We start from the raw sequence: 18,811 nt of genomic DNA on the forward strand, positions 1-18,811 counted from the left end.
ATAAAGGGTGTTTTGTTGCCGAAACTGTTTTTCTCTTGCACAGTTAGTGTGCCTTTCAAAAACTATGCTAAATTCTATCTAAAAGATCCCGTTGTTTTCCTTTGAAATTTAGCACGAAATCATATGAAAATTTTTTATACATTAAGGTTTATTAGATATTAAAGGTGGGAGTTATCCTGGCTCACTCACAAAATTTGATCCGGAGTATACTTGCTTTTATTATCATCTGTTGGGTAATAATGATATTAGGCATGTATTGTACAGAGACTCCCTTATAATCCAGAAAAAGGTCATGGTTAATTCAGCCATAATAGTTTTTAATGTCTACAAACACTTATGCTTACGGGGGATGTGTAGTGTCTATAAAAGAGATTCTCTCTGAAATCTTCAGTAATTATCAGAACTTACCACTATTTACTGAACTAACAAACTGTAATAAATCTGATTCACAAAAGAAGCTAAAATGTCTCATAAAGAACGATTGTATTTACCATAAACACTGGTATGAACCGGTGAATACTGATAACAATGAACCCAGGCATATCCAGATTGATAGGTGCACGTTTGGGCTTCTGGCAAAGGGAGGTTGCAAAACCGAATGTAAGTCATATATCCCTTTGAACCATAAGAATAACGTAGCTTGATAACGTTTTTAGCGGGCTATCCTGTGTAATGTCAAACTGGAGATTAGATACGGACACATCAACCCATTCCTACCTATCTAATCTCCATTGAACACCTGCAGCTCTTTATCATTATTTGATTCAGGCAGTTGTTTCTTTGTTAAGGATATAACCAACCATTGCAGGGTTAAGTTTGCTTTCCCTTGAAACCTTTTTCTCGATTTCGTCAGCCGCTTTACCTTCTGCTTTCATTACTTTTATTTTTTCAACCACTGAGGACGGGACCGCGTAGTACTCGTTAATGTCTTTCCTGTGTCCCCAGACATCTCCTTCAAGGAGCTGAACCCTCTGCATCTGAAGGAACATTTCTATGGACTTCGAGACTGTAGCCATGTATGATTTGGGTAACTGAATTACCTCAACCTTTGGACATGTTTCAATCAGCCCAAAAATATCCTTGTTTGAAGGCCTGAAGGCCAGGTGAACAAGACGTTCATTCGGACTAAGTGTAAAGATCTCTTCCCTTGAACTAACAACTCTTATTCTCATATTTTTTCCCCCAACTCTTAATTTATTTTTCGTTTGTACCCTGATAATAAATTCATCTACTTTCTATAAATAGTTATCTGACTAAACTAACATTATTTTGGTAGTATTACGTGCATATCATTCGCATTCAGGTTTCTTTACTTCCGTAAAAGGGCTTAAAAAGAAATAAAAAGGTTTAAAATGTTTTATTTTTTTATATTTTTTCTCAATTTCTATCAATTTACCTTAAATTTTCTTGGGGTAACAGGATATTATTTTTTTCAGTAATATTTTACGTTAATGTCTCAATTATCTTACCCCCCTTAATATTTATTGTGCAGGATGTACCGAGCATGAGACAACCCACTGGCGCCAGATCTGAAAGTTTCCTGGCTGCAGGTTCAGAAGGTTCGATTTTACAGGAGTTCAACGGAGAAGCGATATTAATAAATGCGGAAAATGCAGGAAAAAGAATTGTCAATACTTAAATCGGGCTGAATACATGAAAAGAGGTGAATATGGTGGAACAGGATAAAAAAGGAATTTAAATCCCCATACAATTAATAATTATTTTCTTACAAGTTAAAACATTGATACGTCAAGAACCTGGTAAGTCAAAAAAATTGGTGAGTCAAAAACACTGATATGTTAAAAGTTATAAAAGCACCTGAGAAAAAGAGATGGTGGAAGTTTGGTAACTTCGCATTCTCTACATTTTTTAATTAATTGATTCTATTCTCTTAATTAAGCTAGAGATATTGACTTTTGGGTTGTATGGCAGAATACTCACAATCTCACCAAATCTGGAGATATACATATCCAGGCCATGCGAGGTGTTTACTTTTGTAACTGTATATCCTTTTTCAAATATCATTTTAGACCTCCATGGCTCTGGAAACATATAAATATTTTTATTAAGTATCAATCATTACATATTTTAGTTATTGGATATGAAATAATTCCAGCTTATGTCTGAGAAAAGATAAGCAATTGATATGTCAACAAATACTGTTACCTCCGCAGTGAAATTAGGAGTAAATCCTTAGGGGCTGGCAGTAACTCCAGATGGGAAAATAGTCCTTGTAGCAAATTACCGGAACAACACTGTTTTGAAAAAGGTTTAAGGCACACGATTAATGTGCCTTGCGAGTTTTTGACAATATGAGTCCTGCAATAATTAAGATTAAAATGCAAAAGTGACTCATGTTAAACCCTGCATACGGTATGTTACTGGCTGGAAATGATACATTAACATCCTCACTTATAGTACCATAAGTTTTAGACTGCGCAGTAATTTTCACCGTGTATGTTTTTCCTGGATAATCAGTGACTATAAAAGAGTCGGTTACCATTCCTGCAGGGTTACTTACCCTGTCATTAGTGCCTGAAATTCCAGAAGGCACAAACGTTATTCCATCACTTATGGTGCCCAGTACAAAAGTCAGGTTGCTGGACTGTGATGAGGAATCATAATAGCTTGCATTAATATAAGCTGCTGTATTGTTTATCCGTTTATATGTGCAATTTGTACTGATAACATCCCTTGTCAAAGGTATCGAAGATGTGTCACCTGAAGGTATTTTGATAGTATAGTGGTCTAGATCAGGTGTCACTGAGCTGGTGTACTTTTTTCCATCTAAATTAATTGTTACAATTTTATATGTGATACCCTGAGTCAAATGGAAATTTGCTTTACCTTCTTTATTCGTCCAGGCATAAAAATTCGGTTTTTCATTAACCGGATCGTTACCTGGTGCATAGATCTGAACCTCACATCCATAGATCCTCTCATTGGAATCAGTAGAAACGTATAACTGCACATAGTGCGGTTCACAATAATCAGGTGCTTGAGTCATTTTCAAATTCATTTCCGTGTTTATACCTGTCATATTTACTGGTAATTCAGGACTGTTAAGGTAGCCGGTTGCTGAAGCAGTTAAGCAGTACGCATTTTTTCCACTATTGTATGTGCCTTTTTCACTATTCACAGTGAATTGATAAAGCCCGTCAACGTCAGTAATCTGGGTGTAATTCCATGTTCCATTTGATAATGTTACTACAGCACTCTGAACGGGCTGTCCCGTAGTTGAATCTGTCAAATACCCATATACACCGGAATAAACCGTAGCCGATTTTTTGCCGCTTAACGTGAACAAATGAGGACTGCTGTAAATCCATGAATCATGAACGTCATCGTGAGCACCGATTTTTACTACAAATTGCCCGTTGTAGCTTACCGGTACATTTGCAGATGTTTGCGAAGTGTTAAGGCTGTATATTAAGTGAGAAGAATCGAATTTAGATGTACTGTTATACACATTGATAGAATAACTGGTTGCATTTAAATACGTCCAGCTTACGCTTATGTATCCGTTGACTGTTGAAATTATACTGCCTTTAGCTGGAAAAGTAACAGATGGTTTTGCAGAACCATTATAAACAGGTAAATTTCCTGCACCATTTTCTGCAACATACCCATAATCTTTTGTGCCCCGGGAGCTTGAATAGGCGCGGGTTACAGTATTGCCAGCTGACGCGATATCCATCCCAGTAATTCCATTATATGCAGGGCTGTTATAAAATACATTATTTGAAACAGTACCCTCGCCTGAACAGGCACCATCAGCCGGGTCGTGATAAATTGTATTTAATTGAAGTGTTGAAAATATATTCTTATTAATATTAAGTCCTGTTACATCCCCTCCCATTACTTCTACGCCAGCATTACCGGAACCGGCATCAGAGTAGAAAGTATTCCTGCAAATCTGGACGTTTTTCGTATTATGGACTTTGATGCAAGAATTTATAAAAGTGCCCCAGCAGTTATTAAATATTGATATCCCATCTCCGGCTGACCATGCATCAAAACTGTCATGTCCGGGTTTACAGACTGTATTATAAACCTGGACATTGCTGGTATTCTTTTTACAGAAAATGAAGTCCCCCATGCTGTATTGCATTTTTAAGTCATGAATAAGTACATCTGAACATCCAGACAGATAAACTCCTTTTTCATACTCCCGGTACCTGTTGCTCGCTGCGTGCATTATGCTAAAAGATTCCCAGCCGCCATCAATTAAGAAGTTTGAGATCTCGATATCGGAAATGCCTTCACAGACAATAATATTTTGAGTTGCAAAGTTAGAGCTGGGATTGTCACAATAGATCACTGTCGCACCAATCCCATTTCCGTTAAGGGTTACTCCTGATTTCATTATTATGGGTGAACTTATGTGAAACGTAGTGGATGCAAGCTGTACAGTGTCACCTGAATTCGCTGATTGTATGGCAGCGTTAATGACGTCCTGGTCATCTGATCCTGCAGGGCTGAAGGAAGTTCCCGGGCCTACATTGATAACTGCACCTGAACAGTTTACTGAAAAAAAGCAGATAAATAAAAGCAAAGAAGTAAAGAGAATTTTAGTTTTCATAATTATCACTAAACTCTCTTACATTTATACTTTTTTACATTTTTTGTATCTTCTCTCTTTATTGTCAAAGATAAAAGACAGGTTTCAAAATCAAAAACAGGAATAATGAAGAGAAGAGCCCGAGGAGTTTGAACTCAGAACCTCCGCTGATGACTCCTCTAACTATTTCATCGCAAGCTAATTCTTATTTCAATTTATGTATTTATAAGCCTTTGATATTAAATTCTTTAAACAAATGCAACTTTACCTCTCAGAAATTAAAGGAGAAAGAGGAAAGAGATTACTCAATTGCTTAGTTAGTTTTGATACTTAACTTTCCCATTCAAGCATTTCATTCCTCTGCCTTATAAGCGATCTCGCCATCTACCAGAACCATATAAGTGGTAGAAAACGTATCAAACGGATGGCCGTTCATAATGACGATGTCAGCGTCCTTGCCCTTTTCAATACTGCCAACCCTGTCATCTATGCCCAGTATTCTGGCAGGATTTATGGTTATTGCTTTAAGAGCTTCATATTCATCCATTCCGTCTTTAACTGATAGCGCAGCACACAAAACAAGATACTGGATTGGGATTACAGGATGGTCTGTCATAATTGCAACCATTATGCCATTCTTTGATAACATCCCTGGGTTTTTAAAGCTTAAGTTTTTAAGTTCTATTTTTGTCCTTCCCGTAAGATTAGGCCCAACTATACATGGATATTTCTCTTTTTTAAGCTCATCAAGCATCAGGTAGCCGTCAGTTACATGCTCTAATGTAAGATTCAGGTTGAACTCTCTGGCGATCCTAATTGCAGTATATATATCATCAGCCCTGTGTGCATGAGCTTTTAACGGAATCTCACCTTTCAGGACCGGAATCAGGCTTTCGAATTTTATATTGTATTCAGGCCCTTCTTCGTTTTTTGTAGCAGATTTCTCTTTTTTGGATATATATTCAGTTGCCTTAAAAAGAACCTCTCTTAACATAGCTGCCGTTGCTATTCGAGTTGTCGGAGTTTTATTTTTCTCTTTATATACTCTTTTAGGGTTTTCCCCAAAAGCAACTTTCATTGCAACAGGTGCTTTAATTATCATATTGTCTATTCTTGTGCCACAGGTTTTTATTGCAGCAAACTGTCCACCAATAACATTAGCACTTCCAGGGCCTGTTGCTGTTGCAGTAACCCCGGCGCTTAAGGCTTCGCTGAAGGAAATATCACAGGGATTTATTCCATCAATTGCTCTGAGGTGAGGCATAACAGGATCGGTGTCTTCATTAGCGTCTGCACCTTCAAAGCCCATAGAGTCCTCATAAATACCGATATGTGAGTGGGCATCTATAAAGCCCGGGAAAACAAGTTTACCATTTGCATCAATTATTTCGTCTGCTTCTTCACTTACTCTGCCTATCTCTGCTATTTTATTATCTTCAATAAGTATATCGGCATTTTCCAGTATTCCTGACTCTGACATCGTATAAATTTTTGCATCCTTAATTATTTTCCTCATAAACTCCCCCCACATGTAATTATGTCATTTTTTTATATTAGTCTTATTGATATATCTCTAAAATAATATCTAAAAACTAAATTCGTTTAGAAAAAAGGCAGTTACTTAGCTCACTTGGAATAGATAAAGCTTAATTAGGGACAGATGATTGCGTGATTCCCTGAGTGAAGGAAATGCCCGGAATAGTTTTGCAGAAAACCTTTAAATTCTACCGATAGCTGACTGTCGGAAGACACGGCTAGTAGATCGAATTCATTCAATAGGTCTTTTAAAATAATGCCATGCCCATACAACTTCAACAAGTTCCCATCCCTGCTGGCCATACTCATTCAGCAGTCTGGTAGTTCTTCCACCCATACCTAATATTAAAACACATTTATATTCATATTTTTTCACTGAAAAATCTCCAGATTCAAAATGAGTAGTTGCTATAAACATTAAGAAATACATTTGAAACTAACTTCTATTTTATTTAAAGCATTTGAGAGTTTATTTTTGGATTTAAAGCAATAAATATCTCTAAAATTAATCATTGTTTTTATTATTTAGCGAGCCTGTCTTACAACTCAAAATCGAGATTTCAAAGCTCGAATTCTTAATAATCAGTAGAGTTTCCGCTCATAAAACAAATCCTTTGACTCATATTGATATTAGATTAAATCAAGTTTTGAGATGAGCTCTCAAACTCTCAAATAATCTTTCAGAAAAATGTTTGCTTTTATATGGATATTGCGTATTTGAAATGATTATCAGTTTATTTTCATTATTAATATGATTATATTCTCATTCCATAAAGCTATAATTGGAATCATTTAAATACAACTACTTTTGAATAAAAACAGATTTAGGGACAGCAATGCCAGTCTATGAAAATACAAAGTTTATCCTTGAAAAGATTGGAAGCACAACACTGGTTTGCATTACCAAGACGATTGAACCTGAACGGATAAACGAAGCCATCCGGGCCGGAGCCACTATCATTGGAGAAAACCGGGTTCAGGAGTACGAGGATAAACGTGAGGAGATACTGCCCTGTGAGACACACCTTACAGGCCATCTGCAGGCAAATAAAGTCAAAAAAGCCGTACAGCTATTTGATGTTATTCAGTCTATTGACTCCCTGAAGTTGATACGGTATATTGATAGGAGAGCCAGGGATATTGGCAAAGTACAGAGAGTCTATCTTCAGGTCAATATCGGCAACGAGCCACAAAAATACGGATTCCTACCTGACGAGATAAAAAACGCAATAACAGAGATCCGCTCTTTAAGGAATGTCCGTGTGGAAGGCCTCATGTGCATCCCTCCTTTTGTACCTCCTGAACAAACCCGTTCCTACTTCAGGAAGATGAAGGCCCTTTTTGATGAAATGAAGCTGGAAAACCGGGACAATATCGATATCAGGACGCTATCCATGGGCATGTCCAGTGACTACACGATTGCCATCGAAGAGGGAGCCACGATGGTACGCGTGGGTTCTGCCATATTCGGGAAGAGGGAGTACTGAAAGCGCTGAAAGGGCTGGTTTGTTGAAAACCTCCTCAATCAAAAAAAGGTGTAGAAGATTGGGATGTATGGTGGGTTCTCTGAGATTCGGTTTCAGGACCTTCGCCGTGTAAAGCCTGTACCGAAGCAGAGAAGAAAAGTATTCTGTGTAATGCATATATATTCAATCTTCGTTTTAACTTGAGAGCCAGACCCACAAAAATAAGGGTTAAAAATTTTTATCCTTATCGTTAACCTCACGAATAACCCTGCAAGGATTTCCAACGGCAACAACACCAGATGGAATATCTTTTGTCACAACACTTCCAGCCCCGATGACAGCATCATCTCCTATAGTTACCCCAGGCAGTAAAACAACATTACCGCCTATCCATACATTGCTGCCGATTTTTATTGGATAAGCATACTCCAGTCCTTCATTACGTCGTTCTGAATCAAGCGGGTGCCCAGCTGTATAGAAACTACAGTTTGGAGCGATCATCACATTATCCCCAAAAACAACTTTTGCTCCATCAAGGATGATGCAGTTATGGTTAGCATAGAAATTGCTGCCTATTTCAATGTTGTAACCATAGTCACATATAAATGGCGGCTCAATAAGAAAAGGATCTTCAATCTTGCCAAAAAGTTCCCGAATTAAAGATGTCTTTTCCTTAATTTTCGCTGGATGTAATTGGTTATATTCATAGCAAAGAGCTTTACAATAAGCACGTTCATCGATCAGCTCTTTATCATAGTATGCATTATATAATAAGCCCTGAGCTGCTTTTTCTTTTTCAGTCATTTTGGTCATTGTTGTTTTCCTCTTTGTAAAATGGTGAATCTAATTATTTAATTGATCTTGAAGAAAAAATTAATTGTGAGCTTATAGTTACACAGCCCAAAACAAAATCTGACTTTTAAGTAAGAATTAAAGCGTTAGAAAAAAGTCTATAAAATCTCTAAATCAGAAAACAAGGTAAACAAAGACAAAAAGAAGATTGGGCCCGCTGAGATTCGAACTCAGGGTCTCTGCCGTGTGAAGGCTGAGAGCTGTACGATCTATGCATTGACTGTTATCTAATAGGATCTAATAGGACGAGGATAATAATCCTTAACTATATATTACAATCTTTCAATCTATTTCCAATATTAAAGGAGGTTTTTTGTGCCCGAGGTCACTATTGTCGAACTTAGCCCCCAAATTGTGCTTGGTATGCGTAAGACAGGAGCTTACAGGGAGATTCCGGTAATGTTTCAGAGAATCTGTGGATTTGCTTTAAGAAAAAATATTCCGCTTGCTGCCTATCCTGCTTTTCTCTGTCATGAGATTACAGTTGAAGAAGTCCAGAAAGCTGATGAAGAAGGAGATGCCGATATTGAAGTTATATTTCCTATCTCAGGATTTGTTGAGATTACCGGGGGTGATGAAATTAAGGTATACGAACTTCCGGGGGGAAAGATGGCAAAGGTTGTTCATAAAGGCCCTTATGAGGAATGTACCATTATTTATGAAAAACTATTTTCCTGGATTACAGAAAACGGGAAAAGAATTACCGGTCCTATCCGTGAGGTATATCTGAATGATCCTCGGGAAGTTCGGTCTGAAGAAATATTGACCGAAATTTATGCCCCTTTTGATTAATACGGAAATTATTTGGGCAGACAATTCCCAGGGACTAAAAAGTAACGGGATTTGATAATAATTTTGTAGATATTATCCAGTGTAATTTTTAACCTCAATTATCTAACATTAGTATCAGGAAGCATAAGATACGGTTTTTGAGTTCTGAAAACAATGTAAATTTGATGGTCCCGGAATATATTATAATCTTGTATTCTTCATTCAAGCTCTTCATTCGTAAATCATAATAGAGTCGAGCCTTGCAGTACCTATCTTTGTCCAGTACCTGCAAACACTACAGTACTGGGTCTTTCCGTCAGCGCTCATTTTCAATTTGGCATGGCATTTTGGACATATTTTCAGGTATTTTGTCGTGAACAAACCCCCTTAATAATCATATGAAATAATTGATATTCCATATAGATAAATACTATTATAGCAGGAAGAAACTTTCCGTTCTCCGGGTTTTATTCACATTAACAAAATCAATTGGCACCCCCTAAATGTCAAAATATAAAATAAGTCACGCTGGCACACTAACCGCAAGCAACGGGATGTGTTCGTGCCACCATTTCAAATATAGTAAAAGAAATCAATAGCCCTAATACGATTTAGCTTATCAGAAAAGTCACAAAAAAATGTTAATTGGAGATCAGGTCGTGTAATGTGGAATCGATGGGCTGTACAATCTAATCTCCAGCTTAGTCTAAGGGGCCACGCCCTGCCCAAAGATCAGGCAGCTGTTTCTTTATTCAGTATATAAGCGACCATTCCCGGGTTCAGTTTGCTTTCCCTTGAGACTTTCTTCTCAATTTCCTCAGCGGTTTTTCCCTCCGCTTTCATTTCCTTGATTTTTTCAATTACTGAGGACGGGATTGCAAAGTACTCGTTGATGTCTTTTCTGTGCCCCCAGACATCTCCTTCAAGAAGCTGGATCCTTTGCATCTGGAGGAACATCTCTATGGACTTTGAGACTGTAGCCATATATGATTTGGGTAACTGGATTACCTCAATTTTCGGGCAGGTTTCCACCAGTGCAAAAATATCCTTGTTTGAAGGCCTGAATGCCAGGTGAACAATGCGCTCATTCGGATTTAATGTAAAGATCTCTTCCCTTGAACTGACTACTCTTATCCTCATATTTTTTCCCCCACGGTAAAATTATCTCTTGATTCACATAAATTTTAGTTGCTTTTAGTTGCTTTAAATTATTTAGTTGCTTTAGATTATTTAGAGCTCTATTGAATTTGGAAAAAGGAAAAAGCAAAGAAACTATACTTTTTCCCGTGGATCCTGACAATTTATGCAGATATGGCCGAGGGGACTTTCTTGCTGATTTTCCCCTGAGCTACTGACAGGCATTCAAGCGTGCAGTAGATTGCCTTTTTCTCAACCTTTTCCAGGACTACAAACTCATGACCACAAACCGGACATGTTTTAGTTACGTACTCCACAAATTTCACCTACTAATTTCTTCAATAAATTTTAATATTAATCTGTTGGATTGAGGTAATCGAATTACCTCAATCTCGAGAGTGTTTAGCTATTTTTGTTTTAATTGTTCGGTGATATAGAGTACATTAACTTTGTATAAATAGTTATCTCATTAAACTAATATTATTTAGATTGTATTACAGAGATATTGGTGGTATCGTATTAGTCAGATAGATTTAGTGAGTCCGAAAAAAGGATGGCTTAGGCTCTGTATTACATTATTTCCCCCTATCTTTACTCAATATCTAATAAGACTTACATTTTAAATTAATTAAAAATAATTAATTAACAATTTTTGTCAGTAGTCCCTCTTTTACTCCAGCTCTTTGTAAGACATAGAGAGCCTATCCCAGAACTCATTTTCCCCCCATTTCTATATGAGTCCCATAACTACTTTCTTAATCATCGCTCGATTTTTCATTTCAAAATCGAGATTCAAAGAAGTAATTTTTGAGCTTTGGAATAAGCTCACTAACAAACCAGGTTTTAATACTCCAACATAGAAGATCTGAGTAACTCCTTTTGGTTATCCGATCAATAATGTTCTGCTTTTTTCTGATTTCTATTTGAAAAACGAGAATCTTCTCTAAGATCTTTCTTTCAGGTATTCAATTAAAAAAGAAAGTGGGCCTGCGGGAATTCGAATCCCGGACTTCCGCCATTTGAAGGCTAGGGATATGCGAAGTCGTAATCGTCGAGCCAAATGCTACAGATACTTCTTACTCATTCAGTCGGGAACTTAAACAATAGAATGCTTAAGAACATATGAGTAATGCGCCTAATTTGAAGATGGGGAACCAGATAGCATCTGTGGGTGCAGTCCGAGAAATGGAGGTATGCATATCTGTGAAATGCTGCAGATATTTGACAAGCTCAATATAATCACAGCTGGAGAGGTTACTCATTATCTACTTCTTCATTGTCCAAAGACATAAAATAAATATTGCATCTTTTTTTCTCGATTTTATTGCATTTTTTTCTCAATTTCATATGTTTCCTAAATTAAAAATGAGTATCTTGATTCACACGATAACATTTCTCAGAAAATGATAAATTGGCATGTACGACAGTCTTTACTCAGATATTATCATCTCCTGTAATTTAAACAAGTAATTAGCTACATATTTTCCAAAATCGATAGCATGAGCGAATAGCGATTTTACGGGAATTTACTGTACAAAGTAATTAATTTTCAAAATAATTTTTATATCATAATCTATTATTTAATAATGTGGTATAATGAAAAACAAAATTCTGATATATATTTTATTGGCAGTAAGCATTTCTCTATCCGGTTGCGTGGACATTACAGATTCTTATAAACCAGGAAATTTTGGTTCAACAGAAGAAGAAGCTGAAATGGTTAATGCAATAACTGAGAAGTATGGAAATATGACACAGGACGGCGAACCAAGATTACTGGAAGTTATGATGACTTCTTCGATAAACAACCTTATTCCTGTAGACAAAGTACTAAAATATTCAAAAGATTCAAACAAATTACATGTATGGTTTGTTTACGATAATTTTAACAGTGATGTCTTAACTATCGAATGGACTTATCTGGATGAAAATTATCTAATACACACATTTGAATCCAAGACAGGAGAAGACTTCGGGAGAGGAGTATTCATTCTCGAAAAGCCAGATAACGGATGGCCCATTGGTAAATACAATGTAAAAATAACGGGTGCAGGAGTTTCAGAGTCTGTTAAATTCGAGATAATTAATGGCCCTACTGAATCAATACCCTTAGAAATTTTATCTAATAATGTAACTTCTATTCATTCTGATTCTGCAAATGAAGAAGAAATCATAGCTCCTCAAAGTGGTTTTGAAGTAGAAGAAACGGATTATAGCTTTGTTGGCGAATGGACATCAAATTGGGGAGATATGAAATTTGAGAGATCTGGAAATCAAATTATAGGCGAATATACACATGACAAAGGAAAGATTGCAGGTGTCGTAAACGGCGATGTTTTTATTGGGACATGGTCTGAAAGCCCGTCATATGCAGGTCCAAATGATGCAGGAGATGTAGAATTAAAGTTAAGTCCTGACGGCAATTCGTTCACTGGTAACTGGAGATATGGTTCGGAAGGTGCGACATGGAGTGGAGGATGGACAGGTCAAAGAAAATAATAATTTATAACTATCTCTAAGTCATTGAACTTAGCACCATAATTAGAATAGATTCGCCAGGGTAGCAAGAATTTTTGGGTATATTGAAAGCATGTGATTTGCCTTTAAATTCTTGTCAAATCTTTTTTGTTTGTAGATTTTACATCATCCTTCTTGTGTATTTCAGATTCCTTGTTGATCTCTCAGCAATCCGTCTGATTGAATGGGGAAAGATGGATAACAGGGTTTCATGAGAACTGAAAATTACCTTCTCAGGTTCAAGCCAGGAGCAAAAAAGGTGACTTAAGAGTTTGATAAATGGATGAATAAGACACCTTATCAGAAGTAATCAATAATGCGTAGTTTGAAGGGAGTTTAACTGCGAACTTAAAGCTACACAACCATAAGTTAAATCCGATTTTGAAGCAAGACTTGAAGCATTAGATTAAAGTCTATAATACCTCTAAATCAGGAAAAAAAGGATAATAAGGTAGTGGGCCCGCTGAGATTCGAACTCAGGACCTCCGCCGTGTGAAGGCTGAAAAATGCGACGTAAGCACCGTGTTTGACGAGCCAAGTATGATAACCCCTTCCTTCTTACTTGAGGAATCAAACCAGCAGAACGCTGATGAACAAAAGGATAAAACTCTTAACAATATCTGGGCTGAACATAAGGAAAAGTTCAAAGAATGGCTGCTTCATAAAAAGATCTCTGAACCTACTAAAAGGGATTATCTTAACGCTTTAATTAAATTCTTCGAAAACAAAATAGTATATAAGCCTGTAGAATTCAGAAACGTGCTGTTAAAGGACAAAGAGGAACGTGGCTTACGTAATTTATTCTCTTATTTCGAAGACGGAGAAATAGAAAATATCTGCGGTTATAGTCTTGAGAAATGGAGACATTATGTAAAAATCAAAAAATCTGGCGTTGTTGAAATTTATGTTACTGACAGGGAAATAAAAGAGGCTTACGAGGAATGCCCGGATGAGTTAAAGCCGATATATCGTTTATTAGTATACTCTGGAAATCGTTTCACTCATATCCATGAAATGCTACAGAGATTTGACGAACGCAATATAATTATAGATGGCGAGGTTGCCCATTATCCTACTTCTTCATTGTCCAAAGGTACAAAGCAAACGTTTCATCTGTTTTTCCCATCTTCATATGTTCCTGAACTTAAAAAAATAGGGAATCTGGACTCATATGAAAATATGTTGAAAAAGATACAAAGTGGGCGTGTATCTGCAAAAACCATTCGTAAATGGCACCTTAATAAGATGATTAAGGAAGGTATCACAGAAAGTATAGCTGACTTTATTCAGGGCAGAGCATCTCTTACTGTAGGTAGTGCTCATTACCTAAACAAGACCGGACAGGCAAAAGACCAGTACAGGAGAATTATAGGGAAAATCCCTATCTAATTAGCCATTTGATAGAATGGTTTTGAATCGGAACTGGATATACAATGTTAGTGCAAACTGTGCTCACAAGCCGAGCCCTTCCCGGTGGTATATATAGCCAATTAATGATACGTTTATGTGAAAGCAAGCAGAATTATCAATAAGGATACTTGGTATATATACAAAAGAAAGTGCTGAGAGCCAAAAGATCAACTTAACCTAGTGATAGAAAACGAAGCTGAAAGCCGGTTAAAGCAAAAATGCTGAAATTAGATCATTATTATAATATATTTAATATAAACAAGTCGCGGCAATTGACCGAATTTACATCGAATCAGTATGTTATATTCAATAAATATAATATATTTAATGGAATTTAATTACTAATTGTAATATTTAATTGAATTATAATTATCCTTGATTATTTAATAAGAGTTATTTGTTCCTATTATTATAATATACGTTGGAAAAAAGTCTATTTTGCCTATAATTATACAAAGGCTTTTATAGTATGAAATGTACTTTATAATATAAGTTGAATTTACTTTTAGTGAATACTATGTAGTTTTAAAGTCCTTACTTTCTTAATTACTGGTTTTAACTAAGTTTAGACCTGAATTTCACGATAGAAACAAAGTTTCTTTGATCACTTGTTCATTCCGGTTATGCTAAAAGTAACTTCTAACTGAACTCAAATTTATAAATACAGAGCTTATGCTATAAATAAAAATCAAATATGTAAAATAGGAGTATCGGCATCGGAAGAAACACGATAACTTAAAAATTGAGAATTCATTCTATAAATATGTCCAGAGTTAACACTGGTTAAAATCTTAATGGCCTTAATATTAATGTTGAAAAATATTAACACATTACTTGAAGAAAACACAGTGCATAGCCTCACAAGACTTGCATGAATTAAAATTCTCTATTTTTACGATACAGTTATTCAAAGATCGATTTTAGATCCAAATTCTTTAAAATGTTTTTGCATAGTCGAGACTCTTTTCTTTTACAGATTTGTATAAAAATTATTAGGAAAATAAACTATGACTGAAATAAACGATTATACAAATATTGACCGTATTGCAGTAGAACCTACCACAATAGACTCTGAAGCCTATCCTTCAGAACTGAAAGATTATGACCAGTGGCTACTTTGGAAGCTTGAACCACAAGCAAAAGGAAAGCCAAAAAAAGTTCCCTACTGTACAAGTGGCTACAAGGCAAGTTCTACAAACCCTAAAACTTGGAGTAGTTTCGACGAAGCTTTTGATACCTATCAAAATAGTGCAGGTGCTTATTCAGGTATTGGTTTCGTTTTCACAAAGGAAGACCCTTTCTTGTGTGCAGATTATGATGGCGTTATAGATTCAATGGGTATAATTGATCCAGAAATCTCAGAAGAGATTAAAATCTATAATAGTTATTCTGAAATCTCTCAAAGTGGTACTGGAATTCATGTGATTGTTACTGGAACCGTGCCAGGCTCAAGGAAAAGAGGAAATGGCCGTGAAATATATGGTGAAGGGCAGTTTATTGCAATTACAGGAAACCACTTAAAATCCACACCCTTTACAGTGAATGAAGTCTCAGAAGAGGTAATAACGGATATTTATGACAAGATGATCAAGCCTGTAGAGAACTCAAGTAAAAGCAAAATATCAGCAGGAGAGCATTTAAAAGAGTCTGAAATGGCTGTAAAATCAGGAACTTCAGATTTTAGTATATTTGAGAAATGCAAAAGTGCAAAGAGTGCTGATCGTTTTAACCTTCTATATGGTGGAAATTGGGATGTATCAGGATGCTATCCTTCTCAGAATGAAGCAGATCTTGCTCTGTGCAGTATGTTTGCAGCCTATACCCAAGACAGAAGTCAAATTGATAGGCTATTTACAGGTTCTGGACTCTATAGAGAAAAATGGACTCGTGTAGATTACAAGGAATCAACAATCAGCAAGGCACTCGATAGGATTAACGAAGACCCACATAGAAAATATTTCTCAGAAGGAAAGTTCATTGCAAAATTGTTAGCAGATGAAATAATTTCAGAATACCATTTCCTTACTTTCGATGACAATAAGGAAGTATATTACTATGAAAAAGGGGTATACATACCCGGTGGGGAGAATCTTATAACACAAGTAGCTCAAAAAAAATTGGAACAACATTCCACAAGAAGTCGTAGAGATGAAACGCTATCGTATATTAAGGTAGAAACGTTAACTGACCGTAATTCAGTCAATAATGATAAGCAAATCATCAACTTAAAGAACGGTCTATATGATCTCAAGGAAGATAAATTTAAACCACATACTCCAAAATTGCTGTCAACTACACAAATACCTGTGAACTATAATCCAGATGCTGAGTGCCCTATGATAGACAAGTTTCTATCAGAGGTAGTCTCTGAAGAATATATTCCAGCACTGCTGGAGTGGATCGGTTATTCAATGATTCCAGATAACAGAATGCAAAAAGCCGTTATGCTTTTAGGTTCTGGATCTAATGGCAAAAGTGTGTTCCTGAATCTTCTGACCGAATTTATTGGAATTAAAAACACTTCAGGAGAAAGCTTACAGAAGCTGGAAAAGGACAAATTCTCTGCTGCAAACCTACATGGAAAGTTGTTGAATGTTTGCCCAGACATAGCTGGATCTGAAGTGTATGACAGTTCCCAATTAAAAATATTGACAGGAAATGAAAAGCAGATAAGAGGAGAAAAGAAAGGCCAGCAAGCATTTTATTTTGACAATACTGCAAGGCTGATTTTCTCTGCTAATGATCTGCCACCTGTAAGAAATGCTGGATATTCTTATTATCGTAGATGGATGCTATTTGAATTTCCTAACAGATTTGAAGGAAAAAACGCAGATAAAGATCTGGTCAACAAGCTTACAACGGAAAAGGAACTATCAGGACTACTGAATAAAGCAATTATAGCTTTGAAAAAACTTCTGGAAAATGGAGAATTCTCTTACCATAAGACCATAGAAGAAGTAGAAAAAATGTATCGGCTCAAAAGCGACTCTGTTGCTGCCTTTGCGGATGGGTGTATAATGATGAGTATGGATGACACCTTGAAAGCTTTAGTGTATAATGCTTATGTCAATTGGTGCATTAAGAATGGTGAAAAGCCAAAATCAAATGTCGAATTTGGAAAAAAGTTCAATCAACTCGGATATCAGACAATAAGAGAATCTACAGGTGACAGAAAGTACTACTGGGAAGGAGTATCTGTGAAATCTGTATGAAGCTATCAGACTTAAACTGACTGGGTTGGATAAGTTCAGTCTGGGATATAATTGTTCGTCCTGGACAGCTTAAATCAATACCGGGTACCACAGGTTTGGGGGGTGCGTCTGGGTTGTCTGAGTAAATCTAATGTACAGGAAGTAAATACCCCCCCAACCTGTGATTGGTGGTATAAAAAGTATAAATCTATTAGTCATCTTGGACGTAATGAAAAAACGTTAGCATTAGGCCTTTTTAAGTTCCTATGGAATGAATATTGTCCGAGCTGATCTCAGACGAATAATATAACAAAATCTCGTGGCTGCAGTAAAACTTAGTATTATTTTTTAAATATTATCAGCATATGGTTTGCATCCCAAGCCCGGGTGGGTTCCAAGTTTGATTATATACGAACTCCAAGATAAAATTAATAAATTATATAAATATATGTAATTATATATATTTGATATACATAGTTTTCTTAAGCTTTCCTTCAAAAAGCACAGTTATGTTAAGCCTATTTTAGCTCATTATCTCACAAACAAAAAAGAAAAGCTGGATTTCGTTAAGCCAGAATATGAAATTGAAATAATTGACTCTTACGATATCAGGAAGAAGATCCTGAGCATTTTTTACGTTGATTGGAAGAAATTAGGGTTTTCCAAAGATACCTTGAATTACATGAAGCAGAACACCAAGTAAGATAAACCATTTACTCTCCATTGTCACGTCTTCAGTCTGTCCTAAAATCGTCGCTAACTGGATGGAATTTACTTAATAGAAGCAAATGGAATGATTTTTATATGTTTCTCAAGTTCATATAATTGGACAATGATCTCCACCTGTTGTGTGGGGACAGCATGCCAAAAGATATAGTCGAAAAAGTAGAAAAGAAATCCAAAGCAGAATCCAAAGAGAGTCCTTTAGAAGCTCTTGGGCATGTGTTTGAGGCTCTAGGGCGAGTGTTTGAAACGCTTGGTGATGTTGTCAAAGATGTTGGGTGTTTAATAACAGCAATTGGTAACTTCATCATATCTCTCGACGACTTGTATAAGATTTCTTTGGGCATTGCCGCTATTCTGGCTCTCCGATCTTTATGGGGCGCATGAACAGGCAATCGCCCCACTTTTTCCAATAATACGCCTTTTCACTCTTTTTCATTCTACCAGCAGTATCTCGGTTGGTCAGTAATTTAGCTTTAAGAACGAAATAGAAAAGAAATTCCCAGTGAAAATCCAGAAAAAATCTTACATTTTAGAAAAAGTTATAAATTCAAAGATCATTTTGTCAATATCTTAATATTTTTTATTATAATCAGACAGCTTACATTATCCTAAATTTAAATTAATTTTTAACCAATTAGATAGGT

16 protein-coding genes are annotated in these 18,811 nt (G+C 36.2%); 7 read left to right on the forward strand and 9 right to left on the reverse strand.

The window, feature by feature from the left end:
- Positions 1–764 precede the first annotated feature (764 nt).
- Positions 765–1,172 carry a DUF1699 family protein gene (locus RSJ42_RS17920; RefSeq protein WP_410508579.1) on the reverse strand — a complete coding sequence of 136 codons (408 nt, stop codon included), beginning with the start codon at positions 1,170–1,172 and terminating at the stop codon, positions 765–767.
- A gap of 332 nt (positions 1,173–1,504) precedes the next feature.
- Between RSJ42_RS17920 and RSJ42_RS17925 the strand changes: the two genes are divergently transcribed.
- Positions 1,505–1,639: a hypothetical protein gene (locus tag RSJ42_RS17925; protein WP_410508580.1), complete on the forward strand. Its 135-nt coding sequence runs from the start codon at positions 1,505–1,507 to the stop codon at positions 1,637–1,639.
- Positions 1,640–1,869: 230 nt separating this feature from the next.
- Here the strand turns inward: RSJ42_RS17925 and RSJ42_RS17930 are convergent, their stop codons facing one another.
- The 4 genes from RSJ42_RS17930 to RSJ42_RS17945 all read right to left on the reverse strand — a co-directional run bounded on the left by RSJ42_RS17930 (position 1,870) and on the right by RSJ42_RS17945 (position 6,473).
- Positions 1,870–2,025 carry a hypothetical protein gene (locus RSJ42_RS17930; RefSeq protein WP_410508581.1) on the reverse strand — a complete coding sequence of 52 codons (156 nt, stop codon included), beginning with the start codon at positions 2,023–2,025 and terminating at the stop codon, positions 1,870–1,872.
- Positions 2,026–2,284: 259 nt separating this feature from the next.
- Positions 2,285–4,582, reverse strand: a complete 2,298-nt coding sequence (locus tag RSJ42_RS17935; protein ID WP_410508582.1) for a hypothetical protein — start codon at positions 4,580–4,582, stop codon at positions 2,285–2,287.
- Between the two features lie 331 nt (positions 4,583–4,913).
- The gene (locus tag RSJ42_RS17940; protein ID WP_410508583.1) at positions 4,914–6,077 is read right to left on the reverse strand and encodes an amidohydrolase; all 1,164 of its coding nucleotides are present in this window, start codon (positions 6,075–6,077) and stop codon (positions 4,914–4,916) included.
- 252 nt (positions 6,078–6,329) lie between these two features.
- On the reverse strand, positions 6,330–6,473 hold the full coding sequence (locus RSJ42_RS17945) for a hypothetical protein (RefSeq protein ID WP_410508584.1): 144 nt from the start codon (positions 6,471–6,473) through the stop codon (positions 6,330–6,332).
- Positions 6,474–6,933: 460 nt separating this feature from the next.
- On the opposite strand from RSJ42_RS17945, the gene RSJ42_RS17950 reads away from it, so the two are divergent.
- Positions 6,934–7,584, forward strand: a complete 651-nt coding sequence (locus RSJ42_RS17950) for a YggS family pyridoxal phosphate-dependent enzyme (protein ID WP_410508585.1) — start codon at positions 6,934–6,936, stop codon at positions 7,582–7,584.
- 207 nt (positions 7,585–7,791) lie between these two features.
- Here the strand turns inward: RSJ42_RS17950 and RSJ42_RS17955 are convergent, their stop codons facing one another.
- Positions 7,792–8,376: a sugar O-acetyltransferase gene (locus RSJ42_RS17955; RefSeq protein ID WP_410508586.1), complete on the reverse strand. Its 585-nt coding sequence runs from the start codon at positions 8,374–8,376 to the stop codon at positions 7,792–7,794.
- 354 nt (positions 8,377–8,730) lie between these two features.
- On the opposite strand from RSJ42_RS17955, the gene RSJ42_RS17960 reads away from it, so the two are divergent.
- A complete protein-coding gene (locus RSJ42_RS17960; RefSeq protein WP_410508587.1) occupies positions 8,731–9,207 on the forward strand; it encodes a GyrI-like domain-containing protein in 477 nt (158 codons plus the stop codon).
- 210 nt (positions 9,208–9,417) lie between these two features.
- Here the strand turns inward: RSJ42_RS17960 and RSJ42_RS17965 are convergent, their stop codons facing one another.
- The 3 genes from RSJ42_RS17965 to RSJ42_RS17975 all read right to left on the reverse strand — a co-directional run bounded on the left by RSJ42_RS17965 (position 9,418) and on the right by RSJ42_RS17975 (position 10,649).
- Positions 9,418–9,567: a hypothetical protein gene (locus RSJ42_RS17965; RefSeq protein WP_410508588.1), complete on the reverse strand. Its 150-nt coding sequence runs from the start codon at positions 9,565–9,567 to the stop codon at positions 9,418–9,420.
- 351 nt (positions 9,568–9,918) lie between these two features.
- Positions 9,919–10,326 (reverse strand): DUF1699 family protein, encoded by a 408-nt coding sequence (locus RSJ42_RS17970; RefSeq protein WP_410508589.1) that lies wholly within the window; start codon positions 10,324–10,326, stop codon positions 9,919–9,921.
- A 161-nt stretch (positions 10,327–10,487) separates the two neighbouring features.
- The gene (locus RSJ42_RS17975; protein WP_410508590.1) at positions 10,488–10,649 is read right to left on the reverse strand and encodes a hypothetical protein; all 162 of its coding nucleotides are present in this window, start codon (positions 10,647–10,649) and stop codon (positions 10,488–10,490) included.
- Between the two features lie 1,270 nt (positions 10,650–11,919).
- Here RSJ42_RS17975 and RSJ42_RS17980 point away from each other — a divergent pair.
- From RSJ42_RS17980 to RSJ42_RS17995, 4 genes are all read left to right on the forward strand, one after another.
- Positions 11,920–12,822, forward strand: coding sequence for a hypothetical protein (locus RSJ42_RS17980; protein ID WP_410508591.1), 903 nt, complete (start codon positions 11,920–11,922; stop codon positions 12,820–12,822).
- Positions 12,823–13,332: 510 nt separating this feature from the next.
- Positions 13,333–14,229, forward strand: coding sequence for an integrase (locus RSJ42_RS17985; RefSeq protein WP_410508592.1), 897 nt, complete (start codon positions 13,333–13,335; stop codon positions 14,227–14,229).
- A 1,028-nt stretch (positions 14,230–15,257) separates the two neighbouring features.
- Entirely contained in the window at positions 15,258–17,462 is a 2,205-nt protein-coding gene (locus tag RSJ42_RS17990) for a phage/plasmid primase, P4 family (protein WP_410508593.1), read from the forward strand.
- A gap of 840 nt (positions 17,463–18,302) precedes the next feature.
- Positions 18,303–18,551 (forward strand): hypothetical protein, encoded by a 249-nt coding sequence (locus RSJ42_RS17995; protein WP_410508594.1) that lies wholly within the window; start codon positions 18,303–18,305, stop codon positions 18,549–18,551.
- Positions 18,552–18,811 lie beyond the last annotated feature (260 nt).

Origin of the sequence: Methanosarcina hadiensis, from assembly GCF_046529725.1 — an archaeon.
In the GTDB taxonomy this organism is placed as follows: Archaea; Halobacteriota; Methanosarcinia; order Methanosarcinales; family Methanosarcinaceae; genus Methanosarcina; species Methanosarcina hadiensis.